The organism is Streptomyces sp. NPDC059009 (assembly GCF_042740175.1).
Taxonomy (GTDB): domain Bacteria; phylum Actinomycetota; class Actinomycetes; order Streptomycetales; family Streptomycetaceae; genus Streptomyces.
Genome location: NZ_JBHYJB010000030.1, coordinates 1 through 14,401 on the forward strand (window position 1 = coordinate 1; position 14,401 = coordinate 14,401).

Here is a 14,401-nt window from a genome sequence, read left to right on the forward strand (position 1 = left end):
GGGCTAGAGATAGCCCGTCCGGCGATTGAGGACTAGCCGCGTTCAGCGCCGATAGGGGGGTCTAGGGGCGCAGCCCCAGGAGGCCCGCCCAGGGCGACGGAGTCGCCGGATTCGGGTAGGGGTGGGATCGGGGGAAGGTCACACCACCGGCTTGCCCACGAGCTCGATGCCCGCGTCCCGCATCTCCGCCAGCGCCGCGTCCGTCGTCCCCTCCGCGACCCCCGCCGTCAGGTCCAGCAGCACCGTCGTCCGGAACCCCGCCCGCACCGCGTCCACCGCAGTGGCCCGCACACAGTGATCCGTGGCGATCCCCACCACGTCCACCTCGGAGATCTCCCGGGCCCGCAGCCAGTCCGCCAAGGACACCCCGTTCTCGTCGAGCCCCTCGAACCCGCTGTACGCGGCCGTGTACGCCCCCTTGTCGAAGACCGCGTCGATCGCCCCGGACGCGACGACCGGCGCGAAGTTCGGGTGGAAGCCCACGCCCTCCGTGCCCGCCACGCAGTGCGCGGGCCAGGAGTGGGCGTAGTCGGGGTGCTCGGCGAAGTGGTCGCCGGGCTCGATGTGGTGGTCGCGGGTCGCCACCACGTGGCGGTACCCCGCGGGGGCCTGGCCGATCAGCTCGGTGATGGCGGCGGCGACGTCCGCGCCGCCGGCCACGGCGAGCGAGCCGCCCTCACAGAAGTCGTTCTGCACGTCTACGACGATCAGTGCGCGGCGCATGGCGGATGTCCTTCTGTTCGGCGAGGTCCCGGCCGGTTCACACCGAGCGTAGAGACTTCAAGTACGTTGCGGGAGAGGGTAATTGGCGGGTGTGACAGAGCGGGGACACGCGCCCCGCGGGGCGCCCGGTTCGGCGCCCCGTAAGACTCCCTTCAGATGTATTCCGTCGGAATGACCGCTTCCCCCCGCGACAGCTGCGTCGCGGACAGCGGCAGTCGCCCCCGCGCCTGCGCGTGCCGGGCGCGCACCGCGTCCAGCGGTTCGCGGGCCACCACGGAGCCGCCCTTGATCAGCTGGACGAGGAGCTGGCGGTCCTCGAGCTCGGCGGGGACCGGACCGGTGCCGATCACCTCGGCCTCGGCGACGCCCTGCGCGTCGGTCCTGCGCGCGGCCCACTTGCGGCCGCCCACCGAGGACTTGGCGCCGAGCGACTTCTTCGCCACCGCCTCCAGGGGGGCCTTCGGGTCGGCGGAGTGGGCCCGGGCGACGAGCTTGTAGACCATCGAGCAGGTGGGGTGGCCCGAGCCGGTGACGAGCTGGGTGCCCACGCCGTACGCGTCCACGGGCGCCGCCGCGAGCGAGGCGATCGCGTACTCGTCCAGGTCCGAGGTCACGATGATCTTCGTGTCGGTGGCCCCGAGCTCGTCGAGCTGCTGGCGCACCCGGTGCGCGACCAGGAGCAGGTCGCCGGAGTCGATGCGCACGGCGCCCAGCTCGGGCCCGGCGACCTCGACGGCCGTGCGGACGGCCTGCGTCACGTCGTACGTGTCGACGAGCAGCGTCGTGCCCCGGCCGAGCGAGGCCACCTGGGCCTCGAACGCGGACCGCTCGTCGTCGTGGAGCAGGGTGAAGGCGTGCGCGCTGGTGCCGACCGTCGGGATGTCGTAGCGGAAGCCCGCGGCCAGGTCGGACGTGGTGGCGAAGCCGCCCACGTACGCGGCGCGCGACGCGGCGACCGCGGCCAGCTCATGGGTGCGGCGGGCGCCCATCTCGATCAGCGGGCGCTCCCCGGCGGCCGAGGCCATGCGGGAGGCGGCGGCCGCGATCGCCGAGTCGTGGTTGAGGATGGAGAGGATCACGGTCTCCAGGAGCACGCACTCCGCGAAGGAGCCCTCGACGCGCAGGATCGGCGAGCCCGGGAAGTAGACCTCGCCCTCGGGGTAGCCCCAGACGTCGCCGCTGAAGCGGTAGTCGGCCAGCCACTTGAGGGTCGGCTCGTCGACGACGCGGCGCTCGCGCAGGAAGCCGATGACGTCGGCGTCGAAGCGGAAGTTCTCGACGGCGTCCAGGACGCGGCCGGTTCCCGCCACCACTCCGTAGCGCCGCCCCTCGGGCAGCCTGCGGGTGAAGACCTCGAAGACCGAGCGCCGGTCGGCGGTGCCCGCCTTCAGCGCGGCCTGCAGCATCGTGAGCTCGTAGTGATCCGTGAAGAGTGCCGTGGAGGGGACGTCGACCGGCAGCCCAAGGTCCGCTGTGTTCATAAGGACGGATGCTACTCCCATCTCGTCACTCTGACGATTTCTAGGGGGTCGCCCGCGCCACCCGGGGGCATTTGTGCGAGGCCCCCCTCGGGGTGGCAGCATGGGGCAAGTGAGTACTCCCGTGGAGATCGAACGACCGGAATCGGCGGAGGAAGCCTTCGCGGTGCCCGAGCCGGACGTCCCCTGGATCACGCTCGTCCACAATGACCCGGTCAACCTGATGAGTTACGTGACGTACGTGTTCCAGACGTACTTCGGGTACTCGAAGGAGAAGGCCACGAAGCTGATGATGGACGTCCATCACAAGGGTCGCGCGGTCGTCTCCAGCGGCACCCGCGAGGAGATGGAGCGCGACGTCCAGGCCATGCACGGCTATGGCCTGTGGGCCACCCTCCAGCAGGACCGGAAGTAGCGACACCCGATGCCCTCACAGCCCAGTCAGTTCGAACCCCTCCCGGGCGGCGGCGCGGCCGTCGCGCTCGACGAGGTCGAGATCTCGATCATCCGCTCGCTCGCCGTCCAGCTCCTGGAGCTGATCGGCCCGGGCCCGGGGGCCGACGGCCCCGCCGAGGACCCGCTCGCCGAGCTCTTCGCCGAGGGCCCCAGCGAGCCGCCCGCCGACCCGGTGCTCCTGCGCCTGCTGCCGGACGCGTACGGGGGGCCGGGCAGTGAGCGGGCGGCCGCCGCCGAGGCCGACGAACTGCGCGCGTACTCCGCCGAGTTCCGGCGCTTCACCGAGAACGACCTGCGGGCCAAGAAGCGGGAGGACGCCCTCACGGTCATCCGCTCGCTCGACTCGGCGACGGCGGCCGGTGAGGGCGGGGCGGTGCTCAAGCTCACCGCCGAGGAGTCCCGGCAGTGGCTCGGCGCGCTCAACGACCTGCGCCTCGCGATCGGCACCCGCCTGGAGGTCACCGACGAGGAGGACGCGGACCTCCTCTACCACCTGCCGGACGCCGACCCGCGCAAGCCGATGGTGATGGCCTATCTCTGGCTCGGCGGGCTCCAGGAGACGCTCGTCGGCACGCTGCTGGGTTGACCTGCGGCCTTGCTGATGGCCTGAAGCAACCACTTCTGCGGCCGACTCGAAACCGTCCGCTCAACGGACGCTCAAATCCGGATAACGATCGTGTCACCATGACGTCCACCTATGGGGCGTCAAGGGAATTTTGTCCGGTTCTTCCAGTGGCGTGCGCCACACGCCGTCCAGTTGATCACTGTTGTGGCCGTGATAAATCTTCACGACCGCTCGGTGACGCCACCCATGTCGCCGAGGGCGCTTCAGCCGGCAGACCGCCGGTAGCACTCCATTCCATATCCGGGGGGATCAGGACCTGATCCGCGGCCAAGACGCAGGACGGCCTGCGGGCGCGGATCAGCATGGAGAAAGGCGTCACCATGACCTCAGTGCAGGTCGAAGAGCAGCACGGCGAGCCCGGCGGCGACGGAGCCGTGCGGGCCGATGGCTCGGCCGCTGAGGGCGAGGGCTATCAGCGCGGGCTCGGGGCCCGGCAGATCCAGATGATCGCGATCGGCGGTGCCATCGGCACCGGCCTGTTCCTCGGCGCGGGCAAGGCCATCCACAAGGCCGGACCGAGCCTCATCCTGGCGTACGCCATCGCGGGCCTCGTCATCTTCTTCATCATGCGGGCGCTCGGCGAGCTCCTCATGTACCGGCCCGTGTCCGGCTCCTTCTCGGAGTACGCGCGCGAATTCATGGGCCCGTTCTTCGGATTCGTGACCGGCTGGACGTACTGGCTCTTCTGGGTCGTCACCGGCATCACCGAAGTGACCGCGGCCGCCCAGTACATGCAGTACTGGACGCATGACTCGATCCCTCAATGGGCGTACGCGCTGATCTTCACGGTCATCCTGTACGGCGCCAACCTCATCTCCGTGAAGCTCTTCGGTGAGCTGGAGTTCTGGTTCTCCATGGTCAAGGTCACCGCGATCATCGGCATGATCCTGATCTGTGTCGGCATCCTCACCATCGGCTTCTCCGACGCCGGTGACACCGCCTCCGTGAGCCACCTGTGGAACCAGGGCGGGTTCTTCCCGAACGGCATCGGCTCCACGCTGATGACCCTGCAGATCGTGATGTTCGCCTTCCTCGCCGTCGAGCTGGTCGGCGTCACCGCGGGTGAGTCCAAGGACCCGAAGACGGTCCTGCCGAAGGCCATCAACACCGTGCCGTGGCGCATCGCCGTCTTCTACGTCGGCGCCCTGATCATGATCCTCTCGGTCGTGCCGTGGACCTCGTTCCAGCCGGGCGTCTCCCCGTTCGTCGCCGCCTTCGACAAGATGGGCCTCGGCGTCGGCGCCGCGATCGTCAACTTCGTGGTCCTGACGGCCGCCCTGTCCTCCTGCAACTCGGGCATGTACTCCACCGGCCGCATGCTGCGTGACCTCGCGCTCAACGGCCAGGGCCCGAAGTTCTTCACCAAGCTGACCAAGAACGGCCTGCCGCTGACCGGCACCACGGTCTCCGCCGCGTTCATGCTGGTCGGCGTCTGGATCAACTACCAGTGGCCGGGCGAGGCGTTCAACTACGTCGTCTCCTTCGCCACCATCTCCGGCATGTGGGCCTGGATCATGATCCTGGCCTGCCAGATCCGCTACCGCCGCAAGGCCGACCGCGGTGAGCTGCCGCAGTCGACCTTCAAGGCGCCCGGCGCCCCGTACACCAGCTGGTTCGCGCTGCTGTTCATCGGCATGGTCATCGTGATGATGGGCGTCGACAAGGACGCCCGGATCTCGCTGTACGCCGCTCCGGTCTGGGCCGCGATCCTGGTGGTCGCCTACCTGTTCCTGAAGGCCCGCAACCCGCAGGCGGCGGCCTTCAACAAGGCGAAGGCGGTCGCGTCCGCCGAGCCGCAGGACGCCGCCAAGGACTGACGTCCCGGCCGCGAAGTCCAGCATTCGGGCCCGCCCGTACCACCCTCCGGTACGGCGCGGGCCCTCTGCATATGCTGACTTCCATGCTGACCATCACCCAGGCCCTCCACGACCAGATCGTCGCGCACGCGCGCCAGGACCACCCCGACGAGGCGTGCGGCGTGGTCGCGGGACCGGCCGGTACGGACCGCCCCGAGCGCTTCATCCCGATGCTGAACGCGGCCCGCTCGCCCACCTTCTACGAGTTCGACTCGGGCGATCTGCTCAAGCTCTACCGCGAGATGGACGACCGCGACGAGGAGCCGGTGATCGTCTACCACTCGCACACCGCGACCGAGGCGTACCCCTCGCGCACCGACATCTCGTACGCCAATGAGCCGGGCGCCCACTACGTGCTCGTCTCGACGGCGGACACGGACGACGCGGGCCCCTTCCAGTTCCGCTCGTTCCGGATCGTGGACGGAGAGGTCACCGAGGAAGAGGTCCAGGTCGTCCAGGCATACTGAGCCTCGACCTTTCGACCTTTTGGACCTTGAGGCGGCAGGACCCAGGAAGCCGGTGCGAATCCGGCGCGGTCCCGCCACTGTGAGTCCGCCCCCGCGCGGGGCGGACGAGCCAGGAACTGACCTGCCGCCCTCTCCCACGACTCAGGGGACGCGGAAATCCCCTGGAGGAGGCAGAGCACCCCCATGTCCCGGCTCCGTACCGCGGCCCTCATATGCGCCGCGCTGCTCCCCCTCGCCACCTCCTGTTCCGGCTCCGGCGGGAGCGCGAGCGGGACCGACACCAAGGCGGCCGGGCCCGGATTCCCGTACACCGTCACCAACTGCGGGGTGAAGACCACCTACCAGGCGCCCCCGCAGCGCGCCGTCACCCTGAACCAGCACGCCACCGAGGTGATGCTGGAGCTGGGCCTCGCGGGGTCCCTCGCGGGGACCGCCTACTTGGACGACAAGGTCCTGCCGAAGTACGCGAAGGCGTACAAGGCGATCCCGGTGCTCGCCAAGGAGTACCCCTCCAAGGAGAAGCTGCTCGGCGCCAACCCCGACTTCGTGTACGGGGGTTACACCAGCGCCTTCAACGCCAAGGAGGGCACCGCCCGCGACGACCTCGCCGAGTCCGGCATCAAGACCCGCCTCAACACCGAGTCCTGCACCAGCGGGCGCACCTCGCTGGACGACCTCTACCGCGAGGTCACCGAGGTCGGCCGCACCTTCGGTGTCGCGGACCGGGCGCGGAAGTGGGTCAGGGAGGCCCGCGCCACCGTCGCCGCCACCGCCCGCGAGACCAAGGGGGCCAAGGGGGCCGAGGCCCTGAAGGTCTTCGTGTACGACAGCGGGGACAAGACCGCGTTCACCGCGGGCGGCAAGGGCATCGGCAACGAGATGATCAAGCGGGCGGGCGGCACGAACATCTTCGCCGACCTCGACAAGTCCTTCACCGACGCCTCCTGGGAACAGGTCGTCACGCGCAGGCCCGAGGTCATCGTGATCTACGACTACGGCACGACGACGGTCGAGCAGAAGAAGCGCCGCCTCCTCGACGACCCGGCCCTGCGCGACGTACCCGCGATCAAGCACAAGCGGTTCGCGGTGATGCCGCTGTCGGACGTGGTCCTCGGGGTGCGCGCCCCGGCCGCGATCGAGAAGCTGGCCCGTCAGCTCCACCCCGAGCCGGCCCACAAGTGAGCGACAGGACCCCGCCCGCGCGCGGGCCGCTGCGCTACTCCCTCGTGCTCGCCCTCCTGGTCGCCGCGCTGCTCGCCGCGATGGTCGCCGGGCTCGCCCTCGGGCAGGTCCGTGTGCCGCCGTCCCAGGTCCTCGACATCGTCACCGGCCGCGCGGAGCCCAGCCCCTTCCGCACGATCGTCCTCGACGTGCGGCTGCCGAGGGTGCTGCTCGGCGCGGTCGTCGGCGCGGGGCTCGCCGTCGTCGGCACGGTGCTCCAGGCACTCGTACGCAATCCCCTCGCCGACCCGTATCTGCTCGGCATCTCGTCCGGGGCGTCCGCGGGCGTGGTCCTCGTCCTCGTCTTCGGGCTCGGCGGGGGGCTCGGGCTCGCCACCACCGTCACGATGCCCGCGGGTGCCTTCGCCGGGTCGCTGCTCGCGCTCGTCCTCGTGTACGCCCTTGCGCGCCGGGGCGGGCAGCTGACCGGGGCGCGGCTCGTCCTCGCCGGGGTCGCCGTCGCGTACATCCTCACCGCCCTCGCCAACCTGGTCCTGGTCACCTCGGCCCGCCGCGAGCACTTCCAGGAGGCCCTGTACTGGACCTTCGGCGGGCTCGGCTCGGCCCGCTGGGACCTGCTGCCGCTGCCCGCGGCCGTCCTCGTCCTCGGCACCGGGCTGCTGCTCGCCCTGGCCCGGCCGCTCGATCTGATGCTGGTGGGGGAGGAGGGCGCGACCGTCCTCGGCCTGGACGCGTCCCGCTTCCGCGCCGCCGTGTTCGTGCTGACCTCGCTGGTGACGGGGGTCCTCGTCGCGGTCAGCGGCGCCGTCGGCTTCATCGGCCTGCTCGTGCCGCACGCCGCGCGCATGCTGGTCGGCGCGAGCCACCGCACGCTGCTGCCGGTGGTGGCGCTCGCCGGAGCCGCGTTCCTCGTCGTGGCGGACCTGGCGGCGCGGACCGTCGCGAGCCCGCAGGACGTGCCGGTGGGCATCCTCACGGCGCTCACCGGCGGCCCGTTCTTCCTGTGGCTGCTGCGCCGCCGCCCCGAGGGAGCCCCGTCATGACGGGCGACATGACGGGCGACATGACCGGCGACATGAACGGCGGAATGACCGGTGAACTGCGCGTGCACGGACTCTCGTACGAGATCGCCGGGCGCGGGCGCCCCCTCGTCGACTCCGTCGACCTCACCGCCGCCCCCGGCGAGACGGTCGGCCTCGTCGGCCCCAACGGCAGCGGCAAGACGACGCTCCTGCGCTGCGTGTACGGCACCCTTCGCCCCACCGCGGGGCGCGCCCTCCTCGACGGCGACGACCTGACCGCGATGGCGCCCAAGGCGCGCGCCCGGCGCCTCGCCACCGTCCCGCAGGACGGACAGGCCGTCTTCGAGCTGACCGTCCACGAAGTGGTCGCCATGGGCCGCTCCCCGCACAAGCGGTTCTGGGAGGCCGACACGGCGGCGGACACCGAGCTGGTCGGCGAGGCCCTGGAGCGGGTCGGCGTCGCGGACCTCGCGCACCGCCCCTTCCCGTCCCTGTCCGGCGGCGAACGCCAGCGCGCCCTCGTCGCCCGCGCCCTGGTGCAGCGCCCCACCCTGGTGGTCCTCGACGAGCCCACCAACCACCTGGACATCCGCTACCAGCTGGAAGTCCTGTCCCTCGTACGGCAGTTGGGCACGACGAACCTCCTCGCCCTGCACGACCTGAACCTGGCCGCGTACTACTGCGACCGGCTGTACGTGCTCGACGGGGGCCGGGTGGTGGCGTCGGGCGCCCCGAAGGAGGTGCTCACGGCGGAGCTCCTGTCCCGGGTGTGGGGTGTGACGGCGGAGGTCAGCACGCATCCGACGACCGGAGCTCCGACGGTCGTGTACCTCCCGGACCGCCCTTCTGCGCCCCCTCTGCCCGCATCCTGAGCGCGATCTGTCCACTATCTGAGATCACATTCCGGGACCCGGACAGGGAATCGATACGATGAGCCCATGGTTCTTCACGACGTGAGCATTCAGACGCCGGGCACGCTGCTCGTGGCGCGGCTGCACGTCGACCTGTGCCGTCTCAACAGCGCCATCTGTTCGCGCTGACCTGCCCGCCGCCGTCCGGCCGTGAGCCGCGGCGCCGCGCCCCGTGCGCTCTTCGCGCGCACCACGCACCCAGGCGGCTGCACGCCGCCACGCGCCACTCAGCGGGCGCGACGCCTCCCTCTCTTCTTCCGACAGGAGCCCCCTGCCATGGCCATCGAGGTCCGCATCCCGACCATCCTCCGCACCTACACCGACGGCGCGAAGTCCGTGGAGGGCAGCGGGGACACCCTCGCCGCGCTCTTCGCCGACCTCGAGTCCCGGCACACGGGTATCCAGGGCCGCATCGTGGACGGCGACCAGCTGCGCCGCTTCGTGAACGTCTACCTGAACGACGAGGACGTCCGCTTCCTCGACGGCATCTCCACGAAGCTCGCCGACGGCGACAACGTCACGATCCTTCCGGCGGTGGCCGGCGGAAGCCGGTAAGCGCCGATGCCGCGCTACGACTCCCCGCTGGCGGCGGTCGGCAACACCCCGCTGGTCCGCCTGCCGCGCCTGTCCCTCTCCGACGACGTCCGCATCTGGGCCAAGCTGGAGGACCGCAACCCGACCGGCTCCGTCAAGGACCGGCCCGCGCTCCACATGGTCGAACAGGCGGAGAAGGACGGCCGGTTGACGCCCGGCTGCACGATCCTCGAACCCACCTCGGGCAACACGGGCATCTCCCTCGCGATGGCCGCGAAGCTCAAGGGCTACCGGATCGTGTGCGTCATGCCCGAGAACACCTCGCAGGAGCGCCGCGACCTCCTGGCCATGTGGGGCGCCGAGATCATCTCGTCCCCCGCGGCCGGGGGCTCCAACACGGCGGTACGGGTCGCCAAGGAGCTGGCCGCCGAGCACCCCGACTGGGTGATGCTCTACCAGTACGGCAACCCGGACAACGCGGGCGCCCACTACGCCACGACGGGCCCGGAGATCCTGGCGGACCTCCCCTCCGTCACCCACTTCGTGGCGGGCCTCGGCACCACGGGCACGCTCATGGGCGTGGGCCGCTACCTGCGCGAACACAAGCCGGACGTCCGGATCGTCGCCGCGGAGCCGCGCTACGACGACCTGGTGTACGGCCTGCGGAACCTGGACGAGGGCTTCGTCCCCGAGCTCTACGACGCCTCGGTCCTCACCACGCGCTTCTCGGTGGGCTCGGCGGACGCGGTGACGCGCACGCGGGAGCTCCTCCAGCAGGAGGGGATCTTCGCGGGCGTCTCCACGGGGGCCGCGCTGCACGCGGCGATCGGGGTCGGGAAGAAGGCGGTGGCCGCGGGGGAGTCGGCGGACATCGTGTTCGTGGTGGCGGACGGGGGCTGGAAGTACCTGTCGACGGGCGTGTACACGGCGGCCACCACGGAGGAAGCGATCGAGACGCTGCAGGGCCAGCTGTGGGCGTAGGGCTGAGCCTCAATCGCCGGACGAGCTAGAAATAGCCCGTCCGGCGATTGAGGACGAGGCGCGAAGCGCCGACTGGGGGCAAGGGGCGTAGCCCCATGACAGCGCGCCAGGGCGACGGAGTCGCGGTTTCGGGAAGGGGCGGGATCGGGGAAAGAACCGCCGGAGGCCCCCCGCCCCCTACCCCGCCAGGTACCGCACCTGATCCCACAACACCGGATCCACCACCCCCGCCCGCCGCCGGAAGTCCCCCAACGGCACATCCCGCAGCTCGTCCGTCTCCAAGAAGCTCGCCCGCCCCTGCGCATCCCCCACCGACCCGGGCGGCAGCGGAATCACCCCGGCCCGCTCGTCGTGGTACTTGCTGGTGATCTTCGCGACGAGAGCGGCGTCCCCGCGCACGGCCAGCACCAGACACGGCCGGTCCTTCCCACCCGTCCCGTCCTCGTACGGCACCCGCGCCCACCAGATCTCCGCCGCCTGCGGCACCGGCTCCCGCCGCCGACGCGGCCCACGAGGCCCCCGCGGCGGCCGCCCAGCCCGGGGACGCGACCCCCGAGACCCCCGCCCGCTGCGCCCCCAGCCGTCCACGACCGCGACGACCAACGCGAGCCCCACCACGGCCGCGAGCGCCAGCCACCACGACGTATCCATACGGCCGAAGGTACCGGCGCCCAAGGAACCTCGCGCGCCCGCCCGTCTCCCACCACCGCCCTACCTGACGCGCTTCGCGCGGCCCCTCCTGTCCCATGCGCCCCCCGAACCGGTGACACCGCAGGTGAGTTCGCCCACAACGGCCCGCGACGGAGGAGCGACCGGTCCTTTCGCGCCTTACGCTCGACGGACCGCAGCACACTCCAGCACGCCCCCTTTCCCCCTTGCCAGCGCGGAGGTTCCGGCTCAATGAAGCTCACCGTCGTCGGCTGCTCGGGGTCGTTTCCGTCCGCGGACTCGGCCTGCTCGAGCTACCTCGTCGAGGCCGACGGCTTCCGGCTGCTGCTCGACATGGGCAATGGCGCCCTCGGCGAGCTGCAGCGCCACTGCGGTCTCTACGACCTCGACGCGATCTTCCTCAGCCATCTGCACGCCGACCACTGCATCGACATGTGCGCGTACTTCGTCGTGCGCTACTACCGGCACGACGGCGGCCGCTGCGAGCCGCTGCCCGTGTACGGCCCCGAGGGCGCCGAGCAGCGGCTCACCACGGCGCACGCGGACACGCCCTCCGCGTCCTCGATGAGCGAGGTCTTCGACTTCCACACGATCAAGCCGGGCACCTTCGACATCGGGCCCTTCACCGTCCGCACCGAGAAGGTCTGCCACCCCGTCGAGGCGTACGGCATCCGCGTCGAGCACGGCGGGAAGTCGCTGACGTACTCCGGGGACACCGGCCCCTGCGACGCCCTCGACGAACTCGCCGCCGACAGCGACCTGTTCCTCTGCGAGGCCGCCTTCACGCACGGCAAGGAGAACATCCCCGACCTGCACCTCAACGGCCGCGAGGCGGGCGAGGCCGCCCGGCGCGCGGGCGCCCGCAGGCTGGTGCTCACCCACATCCCGCCGTGGACGGACCCGCAGATCAACCTCGCGGACGCGCGCGCCGTGTACGACGGGCCCGTCGAGCTCGCGGTGCCCGGAGCGACGTACGAGATCTGAGCGACGTACGAGATCTGAGTCCGTCAGGCCGTACGCGACGTACGAGATCTGAGCCGGTCAGGCCGTACGCCGGTAGCCCCGGCCGCTGAGCGCCATCCGGTTCCACGTGTGCCGGCGGCCGCGGATCGCCACCGAGTAGTCGTACATGACCTCCGGGTCGCACATGCCCGGGATGTACGAGTCGCCGAAGTGATGGGCGTCGATGCCCACTTCCTTTGCGTTCAGGGCGAGTTGGGGCACCACATTGGCGTGCGAGCCCTCCTGGCTGGTGCCGATGGCGCCCATCACGATCGCGCCCGCGTCCTGCACGGCGGCCACCGCCTCGGCGGCCAGCTCCTTGGTGACGCCCGGCAGCGTGCCCGGCAGGGGCATGACGACGCCGTCCGCGCCCGCGTCGACGAGGGCGGTCAGGCGCCCGACCGTCACCCGCTCCGGGTGGCCCGCGTGGTGCATCTTGCCGCTCCACAGCGCCACGTCGTCGCCGAGGCCCTGGCGCAGCTCCTCGGTGACCCGGGCCATGCCCTCGAAGGAGCCGCCGGTGCCGGGGTTGGCCGTGATGCAGAGCATCGCCGCGCCCATGTCGATCAGGCGCTTGGCGTGCTCCGGCTTGGCGCGGCGGATCTCGGGCACGTCGCCCGGCTCCAGGTTGATGCCGACCGGGCGGCCGATGTAGGCGGCCAGGTCGGAGATGGAGGTGAAGGTGCCGAGGCCGGGGAGTTCGAGCTGCTCGCCGTCCCAGGCGCGCTCGATCAGGTTCAGTACGACGATGTCGGCGCCGAAGGCGGAGACGAGCTCCATGTTGTGGACGCCGCGGCCGTTCGGTTCGGGGATCATCGCGGCGCGCTCGGCGAACACCTCCGCGATCATCGTGCGGCCCTCGGCGGCGGCGACGGAGGCGGTGAGCTCCCGGCCGCGCAGGGCGGAGAGCTGCTCGCGGTGCAGGTCGAGAATGCGCGTAGTCATATCACCGACCGTACGGGGTGCAACAGGACAAAGCCCCCCGCCGTTGGTGCCAACGGCGGGGGGCTTAAGTCCTCTGGAAAGGGCCCGTGAGGCTTACTTCGCCTCGGCCTTCTGCAGCTCCGCGAGCTCCTCGTCGGACTCGCGGCCCGGCGTCGGGAGGTTCCACTTGGTGATCGCGAAGCGGAAGACCACGTAGTAGACCGCCGCGAAGCAGAGGCCGACCACGGCCAGGCCGATCGGGTTGGAGGCCCGGGTGAAGTTCAGCGCGTAGTCGATGAAGCCGGCCGAGAAGCCGAAGCCGTCCTTCATGCCGAGGGCCCAGGTGAGGGCCATGGAGACACCGGTGAGCACCGCGTGGATCGCGTACAGGACCGGGGCGATGAACATGAAGGTGAACTCGATGGGCTCGGTGATGCCCGTGACGAACGCGGTCAGGGCGAGCGAGAACATCATGCCGCCGACGACCTTGCGGCGCTCGGGGCGGGCGCAGTGCGTGATCGCGAGGCAGGCCGCCGGGAGGGCGAACATCATGATCGGGAAGAAGCCGGTCATGAACTGTCCGGCGCTCGGGTCACCGGCGAGGAAGCGCGGGATGTCGCCGTGGGCGCCGTTGTAGTCGCCCGCCTGCCACCAGGGGAAGGAGTTCAGGAGGTGGTGCATGCCGATCGGGATCAGCGAGCGGTTGGCGACACCGAAGATGCCGGCGCCGACGGAGCCCGAACCGACCAGCCACTCACCGAAGTTGTGCAGACCCGTGCCGAGGACCGGCCAGATGAAGCCGAAGACGATGCCGATGACCAGGCCCGCGAAGGACGACAGGATCGGGACGAGACGGCGGCCGCCGAAGAAGCCCGCCCAGTCGGGGAGCTTGGTCCGGTAGAACTTCTGGTACAGCAGGGCCACGACGATGCCCATGACCACGCCGCCGAGGACGCCGGCGTTGACCGGGGCGGCGTTGTGGACGATCTTGCCGTCGACGACCGCGTCGACCTTCGGCAGGTTGCTGTCGGTGAAGGTGCCGAGCACCTTCTGGAAGACCAGGTAGCCCGCGACGGCCGCGAGACCGGTGGAGCCGTCCGACTTCTTGGCGAAGCCGATCGCGATGCCGACGCAGAACAGGAGCGCGATGTTGTCGATGATCGCGCCGCCGCCGGCCGCCATGTAGCCGGCGATCTTCGTTATCCAGGTCGGGAAGGACGGCTTCCCGAGCATGTCGTCGGCGCCGAGACGCACCAGCAGCGCGGCGGCCGGCATCACGGCGACCGGCAGCATCAGGCTGCGGCCGATGCGCTGCAGAACAGCCATCACGCCGGAGCCCTTTTTCTTGTCGGCCGCGGGGGCGGCACTGGCCGTGGACACAACTTCCTCCAGTGGGCAAGGCGCCGCCTGGACATGGAAGTGGGGGACGGCGGCGTCTCCGGGGGACGCGGCGAGAAGGCCGCGTGGTCTACACCAATTAGTGGTGTAGACCTGTTGTAGCACGGTGAAGGCGACGTAAGGAACCCACGATTTCTGTGGGGCCGGTCATATCTGGAAATGACAGACCAAAG

Annotated in this window: 16 protein-coding genes and 1 riboswitch; of the genes, 11 read left to right on the forward strand and 5 right to left on the reverse strand. The window is 70.6% G+C overall.

Going from position 1 to position 14,401, the window contains the following annotated elements:
• Positions 1 to 138: 138 nt before the first annotated feature.
• Together ACFWYM_RS27325 and ACFWYM_RS27330 are read right to left on the reverse strand one after the other, a co-directional pair.
• Positions 139 to 723 (reverse strand): isochorismatase family protein, encoded by a 585-nt coding sequence (locus ACFWYM_RS27325; protein ID WP_384842649.1) that lies wholly within the window; start codon positions 721 to 723, stop codon positions 139 to 141.
• 152 nt (positions 724 to 875) lie between these two features.
• Positions 876 to 2,204 carry a nicotinate phosphoribosyltransferase gene (locus tag ACFWYM_RS27330; RefSeq protein WP_384842652.1) on the reverse strand — a complete coding sequence of 443 codons (1,329 nt, stop codon included), beginning with the start codon at positions 2,202 to 2,204 and terminating at the stop codon, positions 876 to 878.
• 100 nt (positions 2,205 to 2,304) lie between these two features.
• Between ACFWYM_RS27330 and clpS the strand changes: the two genes are divergently transcribed.
• From clpS to ACFWYM_RS27380, 10 genes are all read left to right on the forward strand, one after another.
• Positions 2,305 to 2,616, forward strand: coding sequence for an ATP-dependent Clp protease adapter ClpS (gene clpS, locus ACFWYM_RS27335; protein WP_384842654.1), 312 nt, complete (start codon positions 2,305 to 2,307; stop codon positions 2,614 to 2,616).
• A 9-nt stretch (positions 2,617 to 2,625) separates the two neighbouring features.
• Positions 2,626 to 3,243 (forward strand): DUF2017 domain-containing protein, encoded by a 618-nt coding sequence (locus ACFWYM_RS27340; RefSeq protein ID WP_384842657.1) that lies wholly within the window; start codon positions 2,626 to 2,628, stop codon positions 3,241 to 3,243.
• Positions 3,244 to 3,602: 359 nt separating this feature from the next.
• The gene (locus tag ACFWYM_RS27345; RefSeq protein ID WP_384842660.1) at positions 3,603 to 5,099 is read left to right on the forward strand and encodes an amino acid permease; all 1,497 of its coding nucleotides are present in this window, start codon (positions 3,603 to 3,605) and stop codon (positions 5,097 to 5,099) included.
• Positions 5,100 to 5,182: 83 nt separating this feature from the next.
• Positions 5,183 to 5,605 carry a Mov34/MPN/PAD-1 family protein gene (locus tag ACFWYM_RS27350; RefSeq protein WP_384842663.1) on the forward strand — a complete coding sequence of 141 codons (423 nt, stop codon included), beginning with the start codon at positions 5,183 to 5,185 and terminating at the stop codon, positions 5,603 to 5,605.
• Positions 5,606 to 5,608: 3 nt separating this feature from the next.
• Positions 5,609 to 5,745, forward strand: a riboswitch (cobalamin riboswitch).
• Between the two features lie 43 nt (positions 5,746 to 5,788).
• Positions 5,789 to 6,787: an ABC transporter substrate-binding protein gene (locus tag ACFWYM_RS27355; RefSeq protein ID WP_384842666.1), complete on the forward strand. Its 999-nt coding sequence runs from the start codon at positions 5,789 to 5,791 to the stop codon at positions 6,785 to 6,787.
• Positions 6,784 to 7,830: a FecCD family ABC transporter permease gene (locus ACFWYM_RS27360; RefSeq protein ID WP_384842669.1), complete on the forward strand. Its 1,047-nt coding sequence runs from the start codon at positions 6,784 to 6,786 to the stop codon at positions 7,828 to 7,830. Before ACFWYM_RS27355 ends, ACFWYM_RS27360 begins: the two co-directional genes overlap by 4 nt.
• Positions 7,827 to 8,681, forward strand: a complete 855-nt coding sequence (locus ACFWYM_RS27365) for an ABC transporter ATP-binding protein (protein ID WP_384842672.1) — start codon at positions 7,827 to 7,829, stop codon at positions 8,679 to 8,681. The genes ACFWYM_RS27360 and ACFWYM_RS27365 overlap by 4 nt, the downstream gene beginning before the upstream one ends.
• A 66-nt stretch (positions 8,682 to 8,747) precedes the next feature.
• Positions 8,748 to 8,849 (forward strand): putative leader peptide, encoded by a 102-nt coding sequence (locus ACFWYM_RS27370; RefSeq protein WP_384842675.1) that lies wholly within the window; start codon positions 8,748 to 8,750, stop codon positions 8,847 to 8,849.
• Positions 8,850 to 8,996: 147 nt separating this feature from the next.
• A complete protein-coding gene (locus tag ACFWYM_RS27375) occupies positions 8,997 to 9,275 on the forward strand; it encodes a MoaD/ThiS family protein (protein ID WP_384842678.1) in 279 nt (92 codons plus the stop codon).
• Between the two features lie 6 nt (positions 9,276 to 9,281).
• Positions 9,282 to 10,235, forward strand: a complete 954-nt coding sequence (locus tag ACFWYM_RS27380) for a PLP-dependent cysteine synthase family protein (protein WP_384842681.1) — start codon at positions 9,282 to 9,284, stop codon at positions 10,233 to 10,235.
• Between the two features lie 177 nt (positions 10,236 to 10,412).
• On the opposite strand, the gene ACFWYM_RS27385 is transcribed toward ACFWYM_RS27380, so the two are convergent.
• Positions 10,413 to 10,886, reverse strand: a complete 474-nt coding sequence (locus ACFWYM_RS27385; protein ID WP_384842685.1) for a type II toxin-antitoxin system PemK/MazF family toxin — start codon at positions 10,884 to 10,886, stop codon at positions 10,413 to 10,415.
• Positions 10,887 to 11,135: 249 nt separating this feature from the next.
• Here ACFWYM_RS27385 and ACFWYM_RS27390 point away from each other — a divergent pair, with 249 nt between their 5' ends.
• Positions 11,136 to 11,888, forward strand: a complete 753-nt coding sequence (locus ACFWYM_RS27390; protein WP_384842688.1) for an MBL fold metallo-hydrolase — start codon at positions 11,136 to 11,138, stop codon at positions 11,886 to 11,888.
• Between the two features lie 57 nt (positions 11,889 to 11,945).
• Here ACFWYM_RS27390 and ACFWYM_RS27395 read toward each other — a convergent pair whose 3' ends face one another.
• Positions 11,946 to 12,851, reverse strand: a complete 906-nt coding sequence (locus ACFWYM_RS27395) for a hypothetical protein (protein ID WP_384842691.1) — start codon at positions 12,849 to 12,851, stop codon at positions 11,946 to 11,948.
• Between the two features lie 93 nt (positions 12,852 to 12,944).
• The gene (locus tag ACFWYM_RS27400; RefSeq protein ID WP_384842694.1) at positions 12,945 to 14,210 is read right to left on the reverse strand and encodes a PTS transporter subunit EIIC; all 1,266 of its coding nucleotides are present in this window, start codon (positions 14,208 to 14,210) and stop codon (positions 12,945 to 12,947) included.
• Positions 14,211 to 14,401: the final 191 nt, after the last annotated feature.